Consider the following 14453-nt stretch of genomic DNA (forward strand, 5'->3'; position numbering starts at 1 on the left):
AAAGGTAGACAGCTAACCTTATTTTGCCAAAAATCGCAATATCGCGTTCTACCTATCAATCCCTCTGGAACCTCACGCCTGGAGCAGGCCGACGACCCACGGCACCAATTCGGGATAAAGGTCCAGATCGAGAACGAACTCCTGCCCCCGCGCCGCACTGCGCAGGCTGCAGGTGTAGTCACCACACCTATGCCAGCGCTCCCGGTTGTGATGGTAACTCAGCGGTGGGCGCTCACCTGAAGGATAGAAAGCCGCAGGCAACAGCCACTCGGTAAGCCTTGTTGCCGCCGGATGGGTAAGCCGATGCTCCGGTAACATCTGCCGGAACACCCCTGCCCCGGCCAATGAACTGCCGGTGCTCCGTAGGGAAGCATCCTCACCGGAAAGATAGAGGGTGTTGTGCACACCGCGAGTGCCGTAGTGGTGGGAATGATAGGTCGTCCACCCCGGCGGCTCCCTGCGTCCATCCAGGGGCACCACCTCCGCCACCTGGAGCCACCCCCACAGACCGTGAAAGGGGCGGGTACCGGGCACGAACCGCCAGCCCCCCTTCAGGTACTCGACGGAACGGAAAACCGCAAAGAAAAGGAACAGGTCGCCCTCGCCCACGCCCTGCTTCATAAGATGCGACTGGGCCTGGCCGTGCTGGCCCAGAATGGGCTTCCAGTCAGGGCTACGCTCATAGGCAGCATGCACCAGATCAGGATCAAGATGGGCACCGTCATGGCGACTGACCTTGCCGGCGGTCAGATCCTCAACCAGCTTGCCGATCGATTCGCCCTTGTGCTTGACGTGCTCATAGCGTATCGGCGACTGGCTGTCGGGAATTGGTAGCGACAGGGCTGAGCCGTCCGGAAACACCGGGTTGGGACACCCTCCGGCGGAGCTGTCAAACCCCTTTCTGCTCAGTATCAGGCGCATGACATCAGATCAGGATGACACCCCAGCAGACCGCAATAATGACCAGCCCCAGGAACTGCGCTGCGCTGCCCATGTCCTTGGCCGATTTGGACAAGGGATGCAGTTCCAGGGAAATACGATCCACGACGTGCTCAATGGACGAGTTGAGTAATTCGATGGTCAGGGACAACAGCGGAGTCATCAGCAGGAGGGCACGCTCGGCAGGCGATACATCCACCCAACAGGCTATTGGCAACAGCACAAGATTCAACAATACCAGCTGACGGAACGCCGGCTCTGTGCGGAAAGCGGTCCGAAAGCCCTGCATGGAATAACCAGCCGCATTAATGATGCGACGAAGGCCGGTACTACCCTTGAGTTCACGGGCCGTCTTGGGATCGGGCAAGTCAGTCATGGAAACATCTGATCAGCGGAAACAATATGACATTATGTCAGGCAATGTGAGCGTTTGTCCTGCAAGCTGACCGGCCGACTACCGAGTCTGGTCGGAGTTTTCCGATTCGCCATGCCCCTCACGCTCAGGCCGGAGTTCGCTCTCTACCCACCGCCGGACCTCTGGACGATCCTTGCGTCTGGTAAGCTGCTCACTGTAAATATTACGCGGAAATATCTGGGTTCCTCCCGCACTATGCTCCAACACGAAATGCCGACGTACACCCACCGGCGACCAGCTGGGGCCGTGCATGACGGCGGCGCGAAGCTCAATATTGGTGATGTCCTCGAAAAGGTGGGCAGCATCATCATCTTCGCTACGACGCCCCAGAATAATATTGCGGAACGAGCCAAGCACCAGATAGCCTCCCGGCCTCAGAGGCCCCTGACGCAACACCTGATGGATACTGCGGTCGTCCGCCCCGACGCGGCGGTACTCGGTAACAGTCATAACTCGCTCTTCACCTGTCCGGGTAAAAATCACGACCTGAACACATTGCACATGCACCGTTTCCTTGCCCATATTAACGAGAAGGCAGAGCGCATCGGGGTTTTCGTTCTGGGCGTGATGAATGACAAGGTAGGGACGGTTATTACGCTTGTACTGAATAAAGAAAACCTGGAAATAGACAATCCAGACAATCGCCATAATGGCGCTACTGATAGGCCCAATATAATCCATAGCCCCTCGCTCGACTTCCAGAACGCAAAACGCCGGTATGAGACGTTACCATACCGGCGCGAACGTTTGCTGGCCAGGGAGCCGTAACGTCACATGGGATACATCGTCTATCAGGCAGTCGCCCGGAACCGACGCATCCCGATGAGCAGACCACCAATAACCATCAGCGTGAAAGAGGAGGGGCCAGCCACGTCGTACAGCATATTCACCGGCTCACTTAGCGTAATGTGGGTATCGACAGGTGAGTTAAGCCAGTGACCTTCTCCACGCAGGACAGACGGCACATGAATCGTTGACCAGATATCTTCCGGAAAATGGTGATCCAGCTTGTCAGCGAAAGCATCCCCCTCGACCGGTGGCCACAGAAGGAACATGAGGTCCAGGGTACCAAGCTCACCGGTATTCTCGTTGACACCGTTGTACAGGCCAGCGCTGACTACATCGCCACCATAGTAGTCACCCACCCGGGTCAGCACCTGGGGGGAAGCGTCAGACCAGGAGAAAACAAACTCGTCACTGGCCAGCTGCCCCCCGATGACAGCATTAAGTTCGGTGTCAGCAAGCAGGAAACCGGTTCCTTTCACGGAGTGCTCGGAATCGTATGACTCGAAATTCAGGTCATAGTGCAACAGGCCGGCGTTTGCAGCCAGGGAGGAGGTAATTAAGGCCAGGGCCGAGATAAACTTGCGAAACATGGAGTGTCCTTCTCTATTTGTTCTGCTGATAACTCCATGAGCTAAGCAAGGATCGGGCCGTCAACTGATTATCAATATTTTAGCGTGTGTGGATGCCTCCGGCAGTCAAAAATGTGGACGCCAGATTATGGACATCGAAGCGACATAATTGCCGTCAGTATGGCGCGACGCCCCGACACCACACATCTGAATGCGTTTTCTGACTCACAGGGTTATCATTGCCGCAGGAATGGAACGGATCACGACAGGGAAGCTATGAAAGCCGCACTGACAAGGCTACTCAGCCTGACCTTTGCCATCGCCATATTGGCATTCGTCCTCGTCAACATGACTCGGGCCCTCACCGTTCAGTGGGAACTGGCAGACGGCGATACCTGGATTTTTCTGAGAAACCTGGTTATCGGGATCACGACACCTATCGCCATCTGGATAGGTATTATTACCGTGGCCGGGATCATCGGTAGCGCCATTTTAAGGCGCCAGCAGGCAAGGCTGGCCCGGAAATATCCGGATTACACCCACAGCAAAACCTTTCCGGACCAGGACAGGCCCGCGGTTGGCGTTGGCACCGACACACTGTTCCTGTTCAGGGACACCCTGCCGGACACCGTTCCCCTGGCGGGGCTGACAGAGCTCGAGTTTGGCTGGGAAAAACAACGCCCGTGGATGGCCGCCCGTTATCAGGACGGCAATGGTTACCGCTATTGGCTGACCGAAGAAGTCCAGGATCGGGATTGGGGGGCAGTGGTGGATTTCCTGGTTCAGGAAGGGGTACCGGCCAGCATGGCCCAAAATCGAAGCCACCGATTTCCATAGGACGTGGCCCGGGGTTACTATCTGAGCTCGTCAAATTTTTCGACACCATATCGGAACACACATGAAACTATATCACCTGGTTGCCCCGACGACGTTTTTACTGGCATTCACACTGACCGGTTGCGGTGGCCCGGAAACACCCCAGGAAGTCACTCAGGCGTTCTGGGAGGCGGTGCTTGAGAGCGACGCCGAAACCGCTGCAGAGCTGTCCACGCTGGTGGACGAAAGCGGCTTTGATGGATATTCACTGGACTGGGAAGGAGCAGAAACCTCCTGGGGACGGGTAACAGTGGACGGCCAGGAGGCAAGCATCGATACGGTATTCACCAACATGCCGGGGATGAACGGCGAGGAACTGGAAACCACCACCCACCTGGTCCGCATCAACGACCAGTGGCAGGTGGATTATCACCAGACCGGGGACGAAATCGGCACTGATGTGCGGATTGGTGGCCTGATGGGCAGCGTCCGGGAACTGGGCGATAAACTTCGTTCCCGGCTGGCTGACGAATCGGCAAAAGCCAACCGGGAATTCGATCGCCTGGTGGACGAACTGTCCGCCTACTCCGACGAAACCCGCGAAGAAATGACCGCCCTGATCGAACGTTACGGGGAAAACCTGGAACGCCGCATGGACGAGTTGTCCCGCTCACTGGACGACGCACTGGAGCAGAACCCGTCCGCCAGCGAGGAAGAACGCAACACCCTGGAAGAAGCTCAGAAAGACCTGAAACAACAACAGGAAGCCCTCGACAGGAACGAACCCGATTCCATCGCCGAGGTCAGCAAGGAGCTGGCCCGGATCCAGGAACAACTGTCAGAGCTGTCCGACCAGTCTTTCGGACATCTGAAGGAGCAGCTTCAACGGTGGTCCCGGGAATTGAACCGGGAACTGGAACAGCTGAACCAGGAAGCCCGGATGCAGGAACAACACAGTATCTGACGGGTCAGCGCCCATCCGGGTAATTTGTAAAGAAAGACAGGAGCCACCCTTGACGTTCAGGATCGCCCCCGCCGTTGTACTGATGCTTCACGGACTTTTTACCGGCCCCGCGATGGCAACCGGTATCCCGCCGGTAGAGTTGACGGTGTCCGGCCAGGCCTCGCCGGAACTGCTGGCTGATTTCCGCCAGGCCCTCGAGCGCATGGCCAGACGCCAGCCCGCGGATGACCAGAGCCAGACCCTGCCAGAGACAGAGGCACACATTGACCTGGACCAGTTCTGGAAGGTTGAACAGGACCTGTCGTATACCCGGGACCAGGAAAGCCCCCGGCAGCGACTCAATATTATCTATCCTTTCGAGGGCGAGCCCCCGTACCGGACCATCGTGCATTTCCACGGCGGCGATTGGCAATCCGGCAGCAGGCGCTCTGCCGCCAACGCGCCGGCTTACTGGGCCATCTATCAGGGATACGCACTGGTGGATGTGGGCTACCGCCTGGCCGATGAGGCCCATTGGCCCGCCCAGCTCCACGATGCGAAAGCCGCGATCCGGTATCTGCGAGCCAATGCAGAAGAGCATGAGCTGAACGCCGAGCGTATTGTGGTCATGGGGAGGGCTGCCGGTGGCCACCTGGCGCAGATGCTGGCCGCCACCAATGGGGATGCGGCGGCGGAAGATCCCGACATGGGGTATGATCACCAGTCTTCAGACGTCCAGGGCGTGGTGTCCTGGGCTGGGGTGGCTGACATTACCGCCATGGCCCCCCTTGGTCAGCCCGCTGCCGACGCCCTCATGGGCTACCCCGCCTACCAGAGTGACCTCGCCCTGGAAGCCAGCCCGGTGGCGCAGATCCATGATGAATATCCGCCAATACTGCTGATACATGGCACCAACGACCAGGTGACGCCCTTTGACCAGTCGGCGCGCATGGCGATCCGGGTCAACGCTGTTACCGGCAGCCCTGCGGCCAAGCTCAAGCTGCTGATCGGCGCGGGGCACCAGCTACCTGGAACTGAAGAAGTGATGACACAATCACTCGATTTTGTGGATGGAATTCTGTTTCCCGAAGAGGATAACCCCCACAGGTCCTCTTTCTTTCCGGTTATCCAGAGCATCGGAAGCGACGAACAAAGCCGCTGAACATTCAGCCTACCCCAGGATACACTCCCGGCTCAGCTTGCGGCTGAGTGAGCGACGCCGTTCCCGTAGCCGGTTGCCCTGGGCGTTGGAATAACCGGCTCGCAGCTGGCTCTGAATGTTGTCCAGCTGCCGGCGGTACTTGTCGCACCGGCGTTTCTTTTTCTGCCTTTCGGCGCCGGAGGAAGACCTGCCACCATTGGCGGGCTCCGGTAGTCTGACCGTTTCGGTGATTGCCTCCGCCGCCTCAAGATTCTCGTTCATTGGCACCAGCACCGGGACAGCAGGCTCGACCTGCCGAGCACCACCGTTATCGGGTTCACGATCCGAAAAATGAACCACGCCATCGGCGTCCTTCCAGCTGTAGATACCAGCAGGCAATGCATTGACGGGGTGAAGAAAAGAAAGGACCACTGCTATCCACAGCGCCCCGTGCCATCCTGGCGTCATCACACGTTCCTGTGCTTGCGGGTTACGGGGTGGGAACAACCATGGGTGGTTGCGCCTGGTTCCCCGGTCTGACCAGGGCGACGCTGATCACATTTCGCTCACCCTGATTTTTTAATTAAGCCTTTTGACTTAGATCAATACGGACTTTTGGTCTATGCTGGGTTTGTTGCCAAATATCAAAAACAACAAGAGAGATTTCTGACAATGGTAAAACGTAGCGATATGATCATCCCCGCCTGGCTTATGATCCTGACCGGATCCGGCGCCTTCCTCTATTGTGCCTACGCCGGCCTGCTGGCTGGCTGACAGATCAGGGCTCGCTTCCTGTCGGACTCCCGCCTGCTGTCTCTGCCTCGTCATTGGCAGCTGCCTCTTTCTGGCCGCGTTCACCGCTATCAGCCTGTGCCTGCCGCATGAACGCCATGCCGCTTTGCAAGACCATGGCCCGGAAACGGGCGTCCGCCTGACCGAATATGCCCAGGGCAAACGCCCCGAGAGCGGCCTCAAGCGGATTCTCGCGAATGGCCTGCTCCAGCCTCTCGCGCATGGTCATGCCCCCTTCGCCCTGGCCATCACTTTCTGAGGTTGCCCTGGCGGCCAGCAGGCGCCAGAAAAACAGCCCCAGCAGCACAAAGCAGCTGGCGCCGGATATGCCCAGCGCCCCGGCCTCGCCCACCAGCGGCGTCAGGGCCGCAGTGGCGGCCCACAACAACAGTACGATGCCGGCGACAAGCAGGGCCGACAGCAAGGCAAACGCCAGCAAGACCCCGATCAGGGCGGCAATGGCCTTGCGGGCGAGCCCTTCAACTTCGTGCTTTGAGAACATGGTTACCGGTCAAGCAGCTTGCCAACCACCAGCCCTGCAAGAAACAGGATAATGACCGTCAGAAAGGGGCGTTCGCTGATGCGCTCCTCAACGTCATGCATGGCTTTCTCGCCGGCGCCACGAGCATAGTCCATGGCTTCCTGGCTTTCCCTGCGAACCTCGTCGCGGAAATTGTTGAAGTTGTTCTTCTGACCATCGGCGACGCTCTTGCTCAGCTTGGCCATGTCTTCCCTCAAGGTCCGCAGGTCTGCCTTGACCTGTTCATACTCGGCATTCTGCTTTTTCACATCCTGGGATTGGGCTTCCATGGTAGCCTCCTCGGTTGATGAACAACGTTTTTTGCTTTCAGTCTCTCTCAAGGTAGCACAGACTTATCGACCCATCGGAGAGATTGCCTAAATGTCACTACTCTGTGTCCAGCAATTCAATCCAGTGCCGGACCGGGACCGGTGACCGGCTTTCCAGGTGCAGTTGGCAACCTGCATTGGCGGTTACGATCTCATCGGGGTGGTCGACGGTGAGCGCGGCGAGCTTGTTGGTCAGCAGGCGCTGGCTGAGTTCCGGCTGCAGCACCGAATAGGTGCCTGCGGACCCGCAGCAAAGATGCTTGTCGGTCGTATCCGCCAGGTCAACACCCGCTTTTGCCAACACCTGTTCCACCACACCGCTCTGCTGCATGGCGTGCTGAAGCGTGCAGGGACAGTGGAAGGCCACCCTGCCCTGACCCTCGCGCCCCCCGAGTTTGCCCAGATCCTGCTCCAGCAGGAAGGCGCCCAGATCCATGGTTAATTCGCTGACCGTGCGGGCCTTGTCCGCATAGGCCGGGTCGTCCTTCAGCAGATGGCCGTAGTCCTGCACCATGGCTCCGCAGCCCGAGGCGGTCATGACTAAGGCTTCCGCGCCGCTCTCGATGGCTGGCCACCAGGCATCGATGTTCCGGCGCATATAGGCCAGACCATCCTCGTGCTCGCCCAGGTGATAACTGACGGCACCGCAACAACCAGCCTGCGGCGCTTCCATCAGGGTAATGCCCAGACGGTCCAGCACCCGGGCCGCCGCGGCATTGGTATTGGGCGTGGCCGAAGGCTGCACACACCCGGCCAGTGCCAACACCTTGCGGTCATGGCTGCCCGTGGGCCAGGGGCGGGCCTGCCGACGGCGCGGGATCTTGCGGCGCAGGGCACCGGGGACCAACGGGCGACTGAGCTGGCCAAGCCGTAACAGGATGCCGAACAGGCGGCGGTGCGGCAGCACCCGGATCAAGCCCTGACGCAACCAACGCTCCCGAAGCGGTCGTTCCTGCCGTTCCTCCATCAGCCCCCGGCTGATATCCAGCAAGCGGCCGTATTGCACGCCAGACGGGCAGGTGGTTTCGCAGGCGCGGCAGCTGAGGCAGCGGTCCAGATGTTCCCGGGTCTTACCGGTGGTTTCCTGGCCCTCCAGGAACATTTTCATCAGGTAGATGCGGCCCCGGGGGCCGTCCCGCTCATCGCCCAGCTCCTGGTAGGTCGGGCAGGTGGCGGTACAGAAACCGCAATGGACGCAGCTGCGCAGTATGGCTTCCGCTTCCTGGCCTTCCGGTTGTGCGGCAAATTCCTGAACGAGGTTCGTTTGCATGGTTACAACCAGCTATAAAGATGTTGAGGGTTGAACAGCCCTTTCGGGTCGAAGGAGGCTTTCAATCGCTTCTGGATACTCCGCAGCGGCGCCGGTTGCGGGTGCATGACTTCGCCACTCCGGTCACCGTGACGGAAGAGGGCCGCCTGGCCGCCAGCGCTGGCAGCCTTTTCAGCCATACCGGACAGGCTTTCCGGCTGGCGACTCCAGCGCTGTGCACCACCCCAGTCGATCAGGGCATGGTCATCCACCCCTTCGAGGGTGGCGGTGGGGTTGACCGACAACCGCCACAGCGGTGCCTGACCATCGAAGAATGGCAATTGCTGGTCACGGAGCTGGCGCCAGAAAATGTCGCCGTCGTCGAGTTCCCCCATCTCACCGCCACTGTCCGCGCGCCAGGCTTTCGAGGTGGCCTCCACCGCCGGACGGGACCCGGACAGCCGCAGATACAGCTGGCCCTGGTACCAGCATGCAGCCGACAGCGGCTTGGATTGGCCGGCCAGGCGATTCATAAGTGCCAGCGCTGCATGATGGTCCATCGGCTGCATCAGGGTCTGCTCCACAGCCGGCAGCGGCAGTACCTTCAGTGAGACTTCGGTGATCACCCCCAGTGTACCCAGCGCCCCGGCCTGCAGCCGCGAAGCGTCATAACCGGCCACGTTCTTCATCACCTGCCCACCAAATCTCATGTGTTCACCCTGGCCATTGATCAGGCGCAACCCCAGGACATGGTCCCGTATCGATCCCTGCCAGGGGCGGCCCGGGCCCGAGAGGTTGGCCGCCAGGGTGCCACCGATGGTATCGGTTTCGCCAAACCGGGGTGGTTCAAACGCCAGCCTCTGGCCGTGTTCCGCCAGGGTGGCATCAATATCCGCAAGCCGGGTGCCTGCCCGCGCCGTCAGTACCAGTTCCACCGGCTCATAGTTTACGATGCCGGCGTGGTCCGCCAGGCGCAGCGGTTCACCCCGCAGTCCACGCCCCAGGAATGGCTTGCTGCCACCGCCGGTGATGGCCAGCGACTCGCCAGTGTCCACTGCCTGCCGTACCTGCTCCACCAATTGCTGGCTGATATCACCCATGTCCGGCCTCCTGGCTCGGGGCCGCTGACGGCTGGCGCAGTGGGCCGATGGCCCGGTACTCCTGGCACTGGCGCAGGGTGGGTACGCCCTTACCCGGGTTAAGGATGCCCCGGGTATCGAAGGCGTTCTTGATGGCGTGAAACTGGCTGACCTCCGGGTTGCCGAACTGGTTGGGCATCTGGCGGATCTTTTCCATGCCCACGCCATGTTCGCCGGTGATGCTGCCGCCGACGTCAACGCAGAGGTTGAGGATATCGCCCCCGAAGGCCTCGGTACGTTCGAACTCCCCCTCCACGTTGGCGTCAAACAGAATCAACGGGTGAAGGTTGCCATCGCCGGCGTGGAAGACATTGGCGACCCGCAAACCGTAGTGCACGGACAACCGCTCCATCTCAGTCAGCACATGGGCCAGCTGGCTGCGGGGAATGGTTCCATCCATGCAGTAGTAGTCCGGGGAAATGCGCCCCACCGCCGGAAACGCCGACTTGCGCCCTTTCCAGAGCAATGCCCGCTCGTCCTCGGAGCCGGAGGTGCGAACCGAGGTGGCGCCCAGTTTCCGGAACAACACCTCAGCCTGGTGAATATGGTCGTGTACTTCTTCCTGAGTGCCATCCACTTCGCACAGCAGCAGGGCCGCTGCGTCAGTGGGATAACCTGCGCCGGCGAAATCCTCCGCCGCCTGGATGGCAAAGCCGTCCATCATCTCCAGGCCACCCGGAATGATGCCCCGGCCAATAATACCGGCCACGGCCTCGCCAGCGGCCTGTACGGTATCAAACCCGGCCATGACCACCTGGGCCACTTCCGGTTTGGGCAGCAGCTTCACCTGCACTTCGGTAACGATACCCAGTAACCCCTCAGAACCCGTCATCAGGGCCAGGAGGTCCATACCGCAGCTGTCATAACCGTCGCTGCCTATGGTCACTCTCTCACCTTCGGCGGTCACCACCTCCACACTCAACAGGTTGTGGACGGTAAGACCGTACTTAAGGCAATGAACACCGCCAGAGTTCTCGGCAACATTGCCGCCGATAGTGCAGGCAATCTGGGAAGACGGGTCGGGGCCATAGTAGAGCCCGTGCCTCGCAGCCGCCTCGCTGATGGCCAGGTTGCGAACGCCGGGCTGAAGCCGGGCGGAGCGGGCCAGCGGATCAATATGGAGAATGCGACTGAACTTCGCCAGGGACAAGACAATACCGCCGGAATGGGGCATGGCGCCGGCACTCAGACCTGTACCCGCTCCCCTGGCCACCACCGGCACTTCCTGCTGGTGACAGAGTCGCATGATCTGCTGCACCTGCTCCACGGTTTCCGGCAGCAGCACCATCTGCGGCATTTCGCAGTACATGGAAAGGCCATCGCACTCATAGGGGCGAATGGTTTCGTCGTCGGTAATCACCGAGTCCGGCTTCAGGAAGCGCCGGAACTGCGCCGCCAGCGCCTCACGGTCGACCGTTGGAAATTCGGTGCGCCCGTCGAGCGGGCCGGGGGCGGCGACTTGCCGTTGTTGTTCTGCCACTGACATGATCCACCCTGCTGATAGCCTGTGGAGGGGGTTATCCCGTACTTTCAACCATCATAGGGAAGGCTTTCGGGTATCACCACCAGACTTTGGTTGACTGAAACGGCTACCCTCCTGACAGTCCCTATTGATTTTCGGTGTCGCAATCCGTAAAAAGTGCGACTTTTCGAGCTTCAGATTATTTTCTGTTCATGATGCCGCCAGTTTCGTGTATTTTTCACGCATCATGACATTGTCACAAATTGCCGGAGCATGGCCATGGCGGACGACGCCCCCCTGATCTGCAGGGACATTCACAAGACCTTTGACCAGAACGAGGTGCTCAAGGGCATTTCCCTGGAAACCCGCAAAGGGGATGTGGTGTCACTGATCGGCAGTTCCGGCTCTGGCAAGAGCACCTTCCTGCGCTGCATCAATTTGCTGGAAACGCCTACCTCCGGCGACATTATTGTGCATGGTGACCCGATCCGCTTCAAAACCGACCGCAAGGGCGAACGGGTGCCTGCTGATAACAAACAGGTTGAGCAGATACGCGCGCGCCTTTCCATGGTGTTCCAGAGTTTTAATCTGTGGTCGCACATGACCATTCTCGAGAATGTGATTGAAGCGCCGGTGCACGTATTGAAAGTGCCCAGAAAGGAGGCAATCGAGCGCGCTGAGGCCTATCTTCATAAAGTGGGCATCTACGAACGCAAGGACTACTACCCGGCCCAGATGTCCGGCGGCCAGCAGCAGCGCGCGGCCATTGCCCGCGCCCTGGCCATGGAGCCGGAGGTCATGCTGTTTGACGAACCGACGTCTGCCCTCGATCCTGAACTGGTGGGCGAGGTGTTGAAAGTCATGCAGGGCCTGGCCGAGGAAGGCCGCACCATGATCGTGGTCACCCACGAGATGGCATTCGCCCGGGACGTATCATCCCAGGTCCTGTTTTTGCATCAGGGTGTGATCGAAGAACAGGGATCTCCCGAAAAAGTCTTCGACAACCCGGATTCGGAGCGCATACAGCAATTTCTTGCGCCCCGGTTCTGAAACCTGAGTACTGCCCCCAAAACCTGGAAATCGCAACACACTGGAGAAACTCAATGAATAAACTGATTGTTGCAGCGGGATGCGCCCTGGCCATGATGGCCGGAACGGTACAGGCCAAGGACTGGAAAGAGATTCGCATCGCCTTCGACGTACCCTACGAGCCCTTCGAATACCGTGACGACGAGGGCAACCTCACCGGCTTCGAAGTAGAGCTTGCCGAGGCCATGTGCGAAGAACTCGACGCCAACTGTGAGTTCGTTATCCAGGCCTGGGACGGCATGATTCCGGGACTGCAGGCACGCAAGTTCGACGCCATCATGTCCTCCATGTCCATCACCCCGGAGCGCGCCGAGCGGGTGCTGTTCTCCGAGCCGTACTACAACACTCCCGGCGGCTGGTTCGCCCGTGAGGATTTCGATACCGATGTCACCGACATGGACGCAATGGAGGGCAAGACCGTAGGCGTGCAGCGTGGCACCACCATGGACACCTACGTCACCGAGAACATGGGTGGCGTGGTGACCATCAAACGCTACACCACCGCCGACGATATGGTGCTGGACCTGGAAGGCCAGCGTCTGGACGTGGTCTTTGTGGACTACCCGGTAGGTGAGCAGACCATCCTCAGCAAGGACGGTTTCAAGGAAGTGGGCGAGCCGGTCAAGCTGGGCGAAGGCGTGGGCGTTGCCATGCGCAAGCGTGACAAGGAGCTGGCCGAGATGGTCAACAAGGCCCTGGCTACCCTCAAGGAAGACGGCACGTACGACGCCATCATGGAAAAGTACTTCGCCTACGACATCAAGATGTGACCTGACGGTCCTCGCAGGGCGGCCAGTTCCGGATAGCTGGCCGCCCCACACCGGATTTCCCGATGATTGATCTCAAAGGTTACGGCCCCAGACTTGCCGAAGGCGCCGTGGTTACCGTTGAACTGGCACTGCTATCACTGTTGCTGGCTCTGTTCCTGGGCCTGCTGAGTGCCTCTGCCAAACTCTCCCGCAATCGCTTTGCCCGCGGTCTGGCCAGTACCTACACCACGGTGGTACGGGGTGTTCCCGACCTGGTAATGATGATGCTGCTGTATTACGGCGGTCAGGTAATGGTCAACAGTATTTCCGACAGGCTTTACGAGAGCTACGGCATCGACTGGTTTGTGCAGTTCGACCCGTTCGTTTCCGGAGTCCTCACCATCGGCCTGATTTTCGGTGCCTACATGGCAGAGACTTTCCGCGGCGCCTTCCTGGCCGTGGAAACCGGCCAGATCGAGGCGGCCCGGGCCTATGGTTTCACCCGGTGGCATACGTTCCGCCGGGTGATGGTGCCGCAAATGATGCGCCACGCCCTGCCGGGCATTGGCAATAACTGGCAGGTGCTGCTGAAAACCACAGCGCTGGTGTCCATTATCGGGCTGACCGACATGGTGCGGGTGGCGGAGGAAGCCGCCAAGGCGGAACGGTCACCCTTCCTGTTCTTTATTCCGGTAGCCGCCGTCTACCTGGCCCTGACTGCGGTGTCGGAACTGTTTATCAAATGGCTGGACCGGCGGGCCAACGTCGGCGTCGCTCAGGGGGAAGGCTGATATGCCGGAGTTCATCACCACCTGGCTGGACGGCAACGACGTTTTCAACACCATGACGTTTCTGGATTACTGGCAGGGGCTGGTCAACACCGTTCAGCTGGTCTTCCTGTCGCTGGTTATCGGCCTGGTCGTAGCCGTACCACTGGCCATCCTCCGCAACAGCCCGCGCTGGTGGGTCAACAAGCCGATATGGCTCTATACCTATCTGTTCCGCGGTACCCCGTTGCTGATCCAGCTGTACATTATCTATTACGGCATCGCCCAGGTACCGGGCATTCAGGACACTTTCTGGTGGAGCATTTTCCGGGAGCCCTTCTACCCGGCCCTGCTGGCCTTCACCCTGAACACCGCCGCCTACACCACGGAAATCTTCCGGGGCGCCATTGCCGCCACGCCCCAGGGCGAGATCGAAGCCGCCAAGGCCTACGGCATGAGCTGGTTCCTGCGCCTGCGCCGGATTGTGATTCCCAGCGCCGCCCGCCGCGCCGTGCAGGCCTATTCCAACGAGGTGATCTTCATGCTCCACGCCAGCGCCATCGCCAGCGTGGTGACCATTGTGGATCTCACCGGCGCCGCGAGGAATATCTACTCACGGCATTACGCACCATTCGAAGCATTTATCGGTGTGGCGTTGATCTACATGGCCCTGACCTTCGCGCTGGTGTTCGCCTTCCGCAAGCTGGAGAACCACCTGCTCAGACACCAGCAACCCGCGGGGGGCTGA

At 59.7% G+C, this 14453-nt stretch carries 17 protein-coding genes; 7 read left to right on the forward strand and 10 right to left on the reverse strand.

The window, feature by feature from the left end; genetic code table 11:
- Window positions 1-72: 72 nt before the first annotated feature.
- The 4 genes from ACFOZ5_RS05275 to ACFOZ5_RS05290 all read right to left on the reverse strand — a co-directional run bounded on the left by ACFOZ5_RS05275 (window position 73) and on the right by ACFOZ5_RS05290 (window position 2730).
- A complete protein-coding gene (locus ACFOZ5_RS05275; RefSeq protein WP_379885968.1) occupies window positions 73-921 on the reverse strand; it encodes an Nmad3 family putative nucleotide modification protein in 849 nt (282 codons plus the stop codon).
- 4 nt (window positions 922-925) lie between these two features.
- Window positions 926-1315, reverse strand: a complete 390-nt coding sequence (locus tag ACFOZ5_RS05280) for a diacylglycerol kinase (RefSeq protein WP_379885969.1) — start codon at window positions 1313-1315, stop codon at window positions 926-928.
- A gap of 78 nt (window positions 1316-1393) precedes the next feature.
- A complete protein-coding gene (locus tag ACFOZ5_RS05285; protein ID WP_379885970.1) occupies window positions 1394-2002 on the reverse strand; it encodes a hypothetical protein in 609 nt (202 codons plus the stop codon).
- Window positions 2003-2145: 143 nt separating this feature from the next.
- Entirely contained in the window at window positions 2146-2730 is a 585-nt protein-coding gene (locus tag ACFOZ5_RS05290) for a hypothetical protein (RefSeq protein WP_379885971.1), read from the reverse strand.
- A gap of 255 nt (window positions 2731-2985) precedes the next feature.
- Here ACFOZ5_RS05290 and ACFOZ5_RS05295 point away from each other — a divergent pair, with 255 nt between their 5' ends.
- The 3 genes from ACFOZ5_RS05295 (at window position 2986) to ACFOZ5_RS05305 (ending at window position 5630) form a co-directional block, all read left to right on the forward strand.
- Window positions 2986-3546, forward strand: a complete 561-nt coding sequence (locus ACFOZ5_RS05295; RefSeq protein WP_379885972.1) for a hypothetical protein — start codon at window positions 2986-2988, stop codon at window positions 3544-3546.
- 61 nt (window positions 3547-3607) lie between these two features.
- Window positions 3608-4489: a hypothetical protein gene (locus ACFOZ5_RS05300; RefSeq protein ID WP_379885973.1), complete on the forward strand. Its 882-nt coding sequence runs from the start codon at window positions 3608-3610 to the stop codon at window positions 4487-4489.
- Window positions 4490-4538: 49 nt separating this feature from the next.
- A complete protein-coding gene (locus ACFOZ5_RS05305; protein ID WP_379885974.1) occupies window positions 4539-5630 on the forward strand; it encodes an alpha/beta hydrolase fold domain-containing protein in 1092 nt (363 codons plus the stop codon).
- Window positions 5631-5639: 9 nt separating this feature from the next.
- Here the strand turns inward: ACFOZ5_RS05305 and ACFOZ5_RS05310 are convergent, their stop codons facing one another.
- The 6 genes from ACFOZ5_RS05310 to ACFOZ5_RS05335 form a co-directional block, all read right to left on the reverse strand.
- Window positions 5640-6077 (reverse strand): DUF4124 domain-containing protein, encoded by a 438-nt coding sequence (locus tag ACFOZ5_RS05310; RefSeq protein ID WP_379885975.1) that lies wholly within the window; start codon window positions 6075-6077, stop codon window positions 5640-5642.
- Window positions 6078-6387: 310 nt separating this feature from the next.
- The gene (locus ACFOZ5_RS05315; RefSeq protein ID WP_379885976.1) at window positions 6388-6903 is read right to left on the reverse strand and encodes a hypothetical protein; all 516 of its coding nucleotides are present in this window, start codon (window positions 6901-6903) and stop codon (window positions 6388-6390) included.
- A gap of 2 nt (window positions 6904-6905) precedes the next feature.
- Complete coding sequence (locus tag ACFOZ5_RS05320; RefSeq protein WP_379885977.1) at window positions 6906-7211, reverse strand: DUF883 family protein; 306 nt, start codon at window positions 7209-7211, stop codon at window positions 6906-6908.
- A 97-nt stretch (window positions 7212-7308) separates the two neighbouring features.
- Window positions 7309-8520 (reverse strand): glycolate oxidase subunit GlcF, encoded by a 1212-nt coding sequence (gene glcF / locus ACFOZ5_RS05325; RefSeq protein ID WP_379885978.1) that lies wholly within the window; start codon window positions 8518-8520, stop codon window positions 7309-7311.
- A 2-nt stretch (window positions 8521-8522) separates the two neighbouring features.
- The gene (glcE, locus tag ACFOZ5_RS05330; protein WP_379885979.1) at window positions 8523-9599 is read right to left on the reverse strand and encodes a glycolate oxidase subunit GlcE; all 1077 of its coding nucleotides are present in this window, start codon (window positions 9597-9599) and stop codon (window positions 8523-8525) included.
- The gene (locus ACFOZ5_RS05335; RefSeq protein ID WP_379885980.1) at window positions 9592-11124 is read right to left on the reverse strand and encodes an FAD-linked oxidase C-terminal domain-containing protein; all 1533 of its coding nucleotides are present in this window, start codon (window positions 11122-11124) and stop codon (window positions 9592-9594) included. Before ACFOZ5_RS05335 ends, glcE begins: the two co-directional genes overlap by 8 nt.
- A gap of 255 nt (window positions 11125-11379) precedes the next feature.
- Between ACFOZ5_RS05335 and ACFOZ5_RS05340 the strand changes: the two genes are divergently transcribed.
- The 4 genes from ACFOZ5_RS05340 (at window position 11380) to ACFOZ5_RS05355 (ending at window position 14453) form a co-directional block, all read left to right on the forward strand.
- A complete protein-coding gene (locus tag ACFOZ5_RS05340) occupies window positions 11380-12150 on the forward strand; it encodes an ABC transporter ATP-binding protein (RefSeq protein WP_379885981.1) in 771 nt (256 codons plus the stop codon).
- A 53-nt stretch (window positions 12151-12203) separates the two neighbouring features.
- Entirely contained in the window at window positions 12204-12959 is a 756-nt protein-coding gene (locus ACFOZ5_RS05345; protein WP_379885982.1) for a transporter substrate-binding domain-containing protein, read from the forward strand.
- 62 nt (window positions 12960-13021) lie between these two features.
- Complete coding sequence (locus ACFOZ5_RS05350) at window positions 13022-13729, forward strand: ABC transporter permease (protein ID WP_379885983.1); 708 nt, start codon at window positions 13022-13024, stop codon at window positions 13727-13729.
- Between the two features lies 1 nt (window position 13730).
- Window positions 13731-14453 carry an ABC transporter permease gene (locus ACFOZ5_RS05355; RefSeq protein WP_379885984.1) on the forward strand — a complete coding sequence of 241 codons (723 nt, stop codon included), beginning with the start codon at window positions 13731-13733 and terminating at the stop codon, window positions 14451-14453.

The sequence above is a fragment of the Marinobacter lacisalsi genome (genome assembly GCF_042651045.1).
Lineage (GTDB): Bacteria > Pseudomonadota > Gammaproteobacteria > Pseudomonadales > Oleiphilaceae > Marinobacter > Marinobacter lacisalsi.

What these genes read in the sequence shown, in the direction of transcription:
- ACFOZ5_RS05275 (WP_379885968.1), bottom strand. Translation starts at nt 921, where the DNA reads ATGCGCCTGATACTGAGCAGAAAGGGGTTTGACAGCTCCGCCGGAGGG.
- ACFOZ5_RS05280 (WP_379885969.1), bottom strand. Translation starts at nt 1,315, where the DNA reads ATGACTGACTTGCCCGATCCCAAGACGGCCCGTGAACTCAAGGGTAGT.
- ACFOZ5_RS05285 (WP_379885970.1), bottom strand. Translation starts at nt 2,002, where the DNA reads ATGGCGATTGTCTGGATTGTCTATTTCCAGGTTTTCTTTATTCAGTAC.
- ACFOZ5_RS05290 (WP_379885971.1), bottom strand. Translation starts at nt 2,730, where the DNA reads ATGTTTCGCAAGTTTATCTCGGCCCTGGCCTTAATTACCTCCTCCCTG.
- ACFOZ5_RS05295 (WP_379885972.1), top strand. Translation starts at nt 2,986, where the DNA reads ATGAAAGCCGCACTGACAAGGCTACTCAGCCTGACCTTTGCCATCGCC.
- ACFOZ5_RS05300 (WP_379885973.1), top strand. Translation starts at nt 3,608, where the DNA reads ATGAAACTATATCACCTGGTTGCCCCGACGACGTTTTTACTGGCATTC.
- ACFOZ5_RS05310 (WP_379885975.1), bottom strand. Translation starts at nt 6,077, where the DNA reads ATGACGCCAGGATGGCACGGGGCGCTGTGGATAGCAGTGGTCCTTTCT.
- ACFOZ5_RS05315 (WP_379885976.1), bottom strand. Translation starts at nt 6,903, where the DNA reads ATGTTCTCAAAGCACGAAGTTGAAGGGCTCGCCCGCAAGGCCATTGCC.
- ACFOZ5_RS05320 (WP_379885977.1), bottom strand. Translation starts at nt 7,211, where the DNA reads ATGGAAGCCCAATCCCAGGATGTGAAAAAGCAGAATGCCGAGTATGAA.
- glcF (WP_379885978.1), bottom strand. Translation starts at nt 8,520, where the DNA reads ATGCAAACGAACCTCGTTCAGGAATTTGCCGCACAACCGGAAGGCCAG.
- glcE (WP_379885979.1), bottom strand. Translation starts at nt 9,599, where the DNA reads ATGGGTGATATCAGCCAGCAATTGGTGGAGCAGGTACGGCAGGCAGTG.
- ACFOZ5_RS05335 (WP_379885980.1), bottom strand. Translation starts at nt 11,124, where the DNA reads ATGTCAGTGGCAGAACAACAACGGCAAGTCGCCGCCCCCGGCCCGCTC.
- ACFOZ5_RS05340 (WP_379885981.1), top strand. Translation starts at nt 11,380, where the DNA reads ATGGCGGACGACGCCCCCCTGATCTGCAGGGACATTCACAAGACCTTT.
- ACFOZ5_RS05345 (WP_379885982.1), top strand. Translation starts at nt 12,204, where the DNA reads ATGAATAAACTGATTGTTGCAGCGGGATGCGCCCTGGCCATGATGGCC.
- ACFOZ5_RS05350 (WP_379885983.1), top strand. Translation starts at nt 13,022, where the DNA reads ATGATTGATCTCAAAGGTTACGGCCCCAGACTTGCCGAAGGCGCCGTG.
- ACFOZ5_RS05355 (WP_379885984.1), top strand. Translation starts at nt 13,731, where the DNA reads ATGCCGGAGTTCATCACCACCTGGCTGGACGGCAACGACGTTTTCAAC.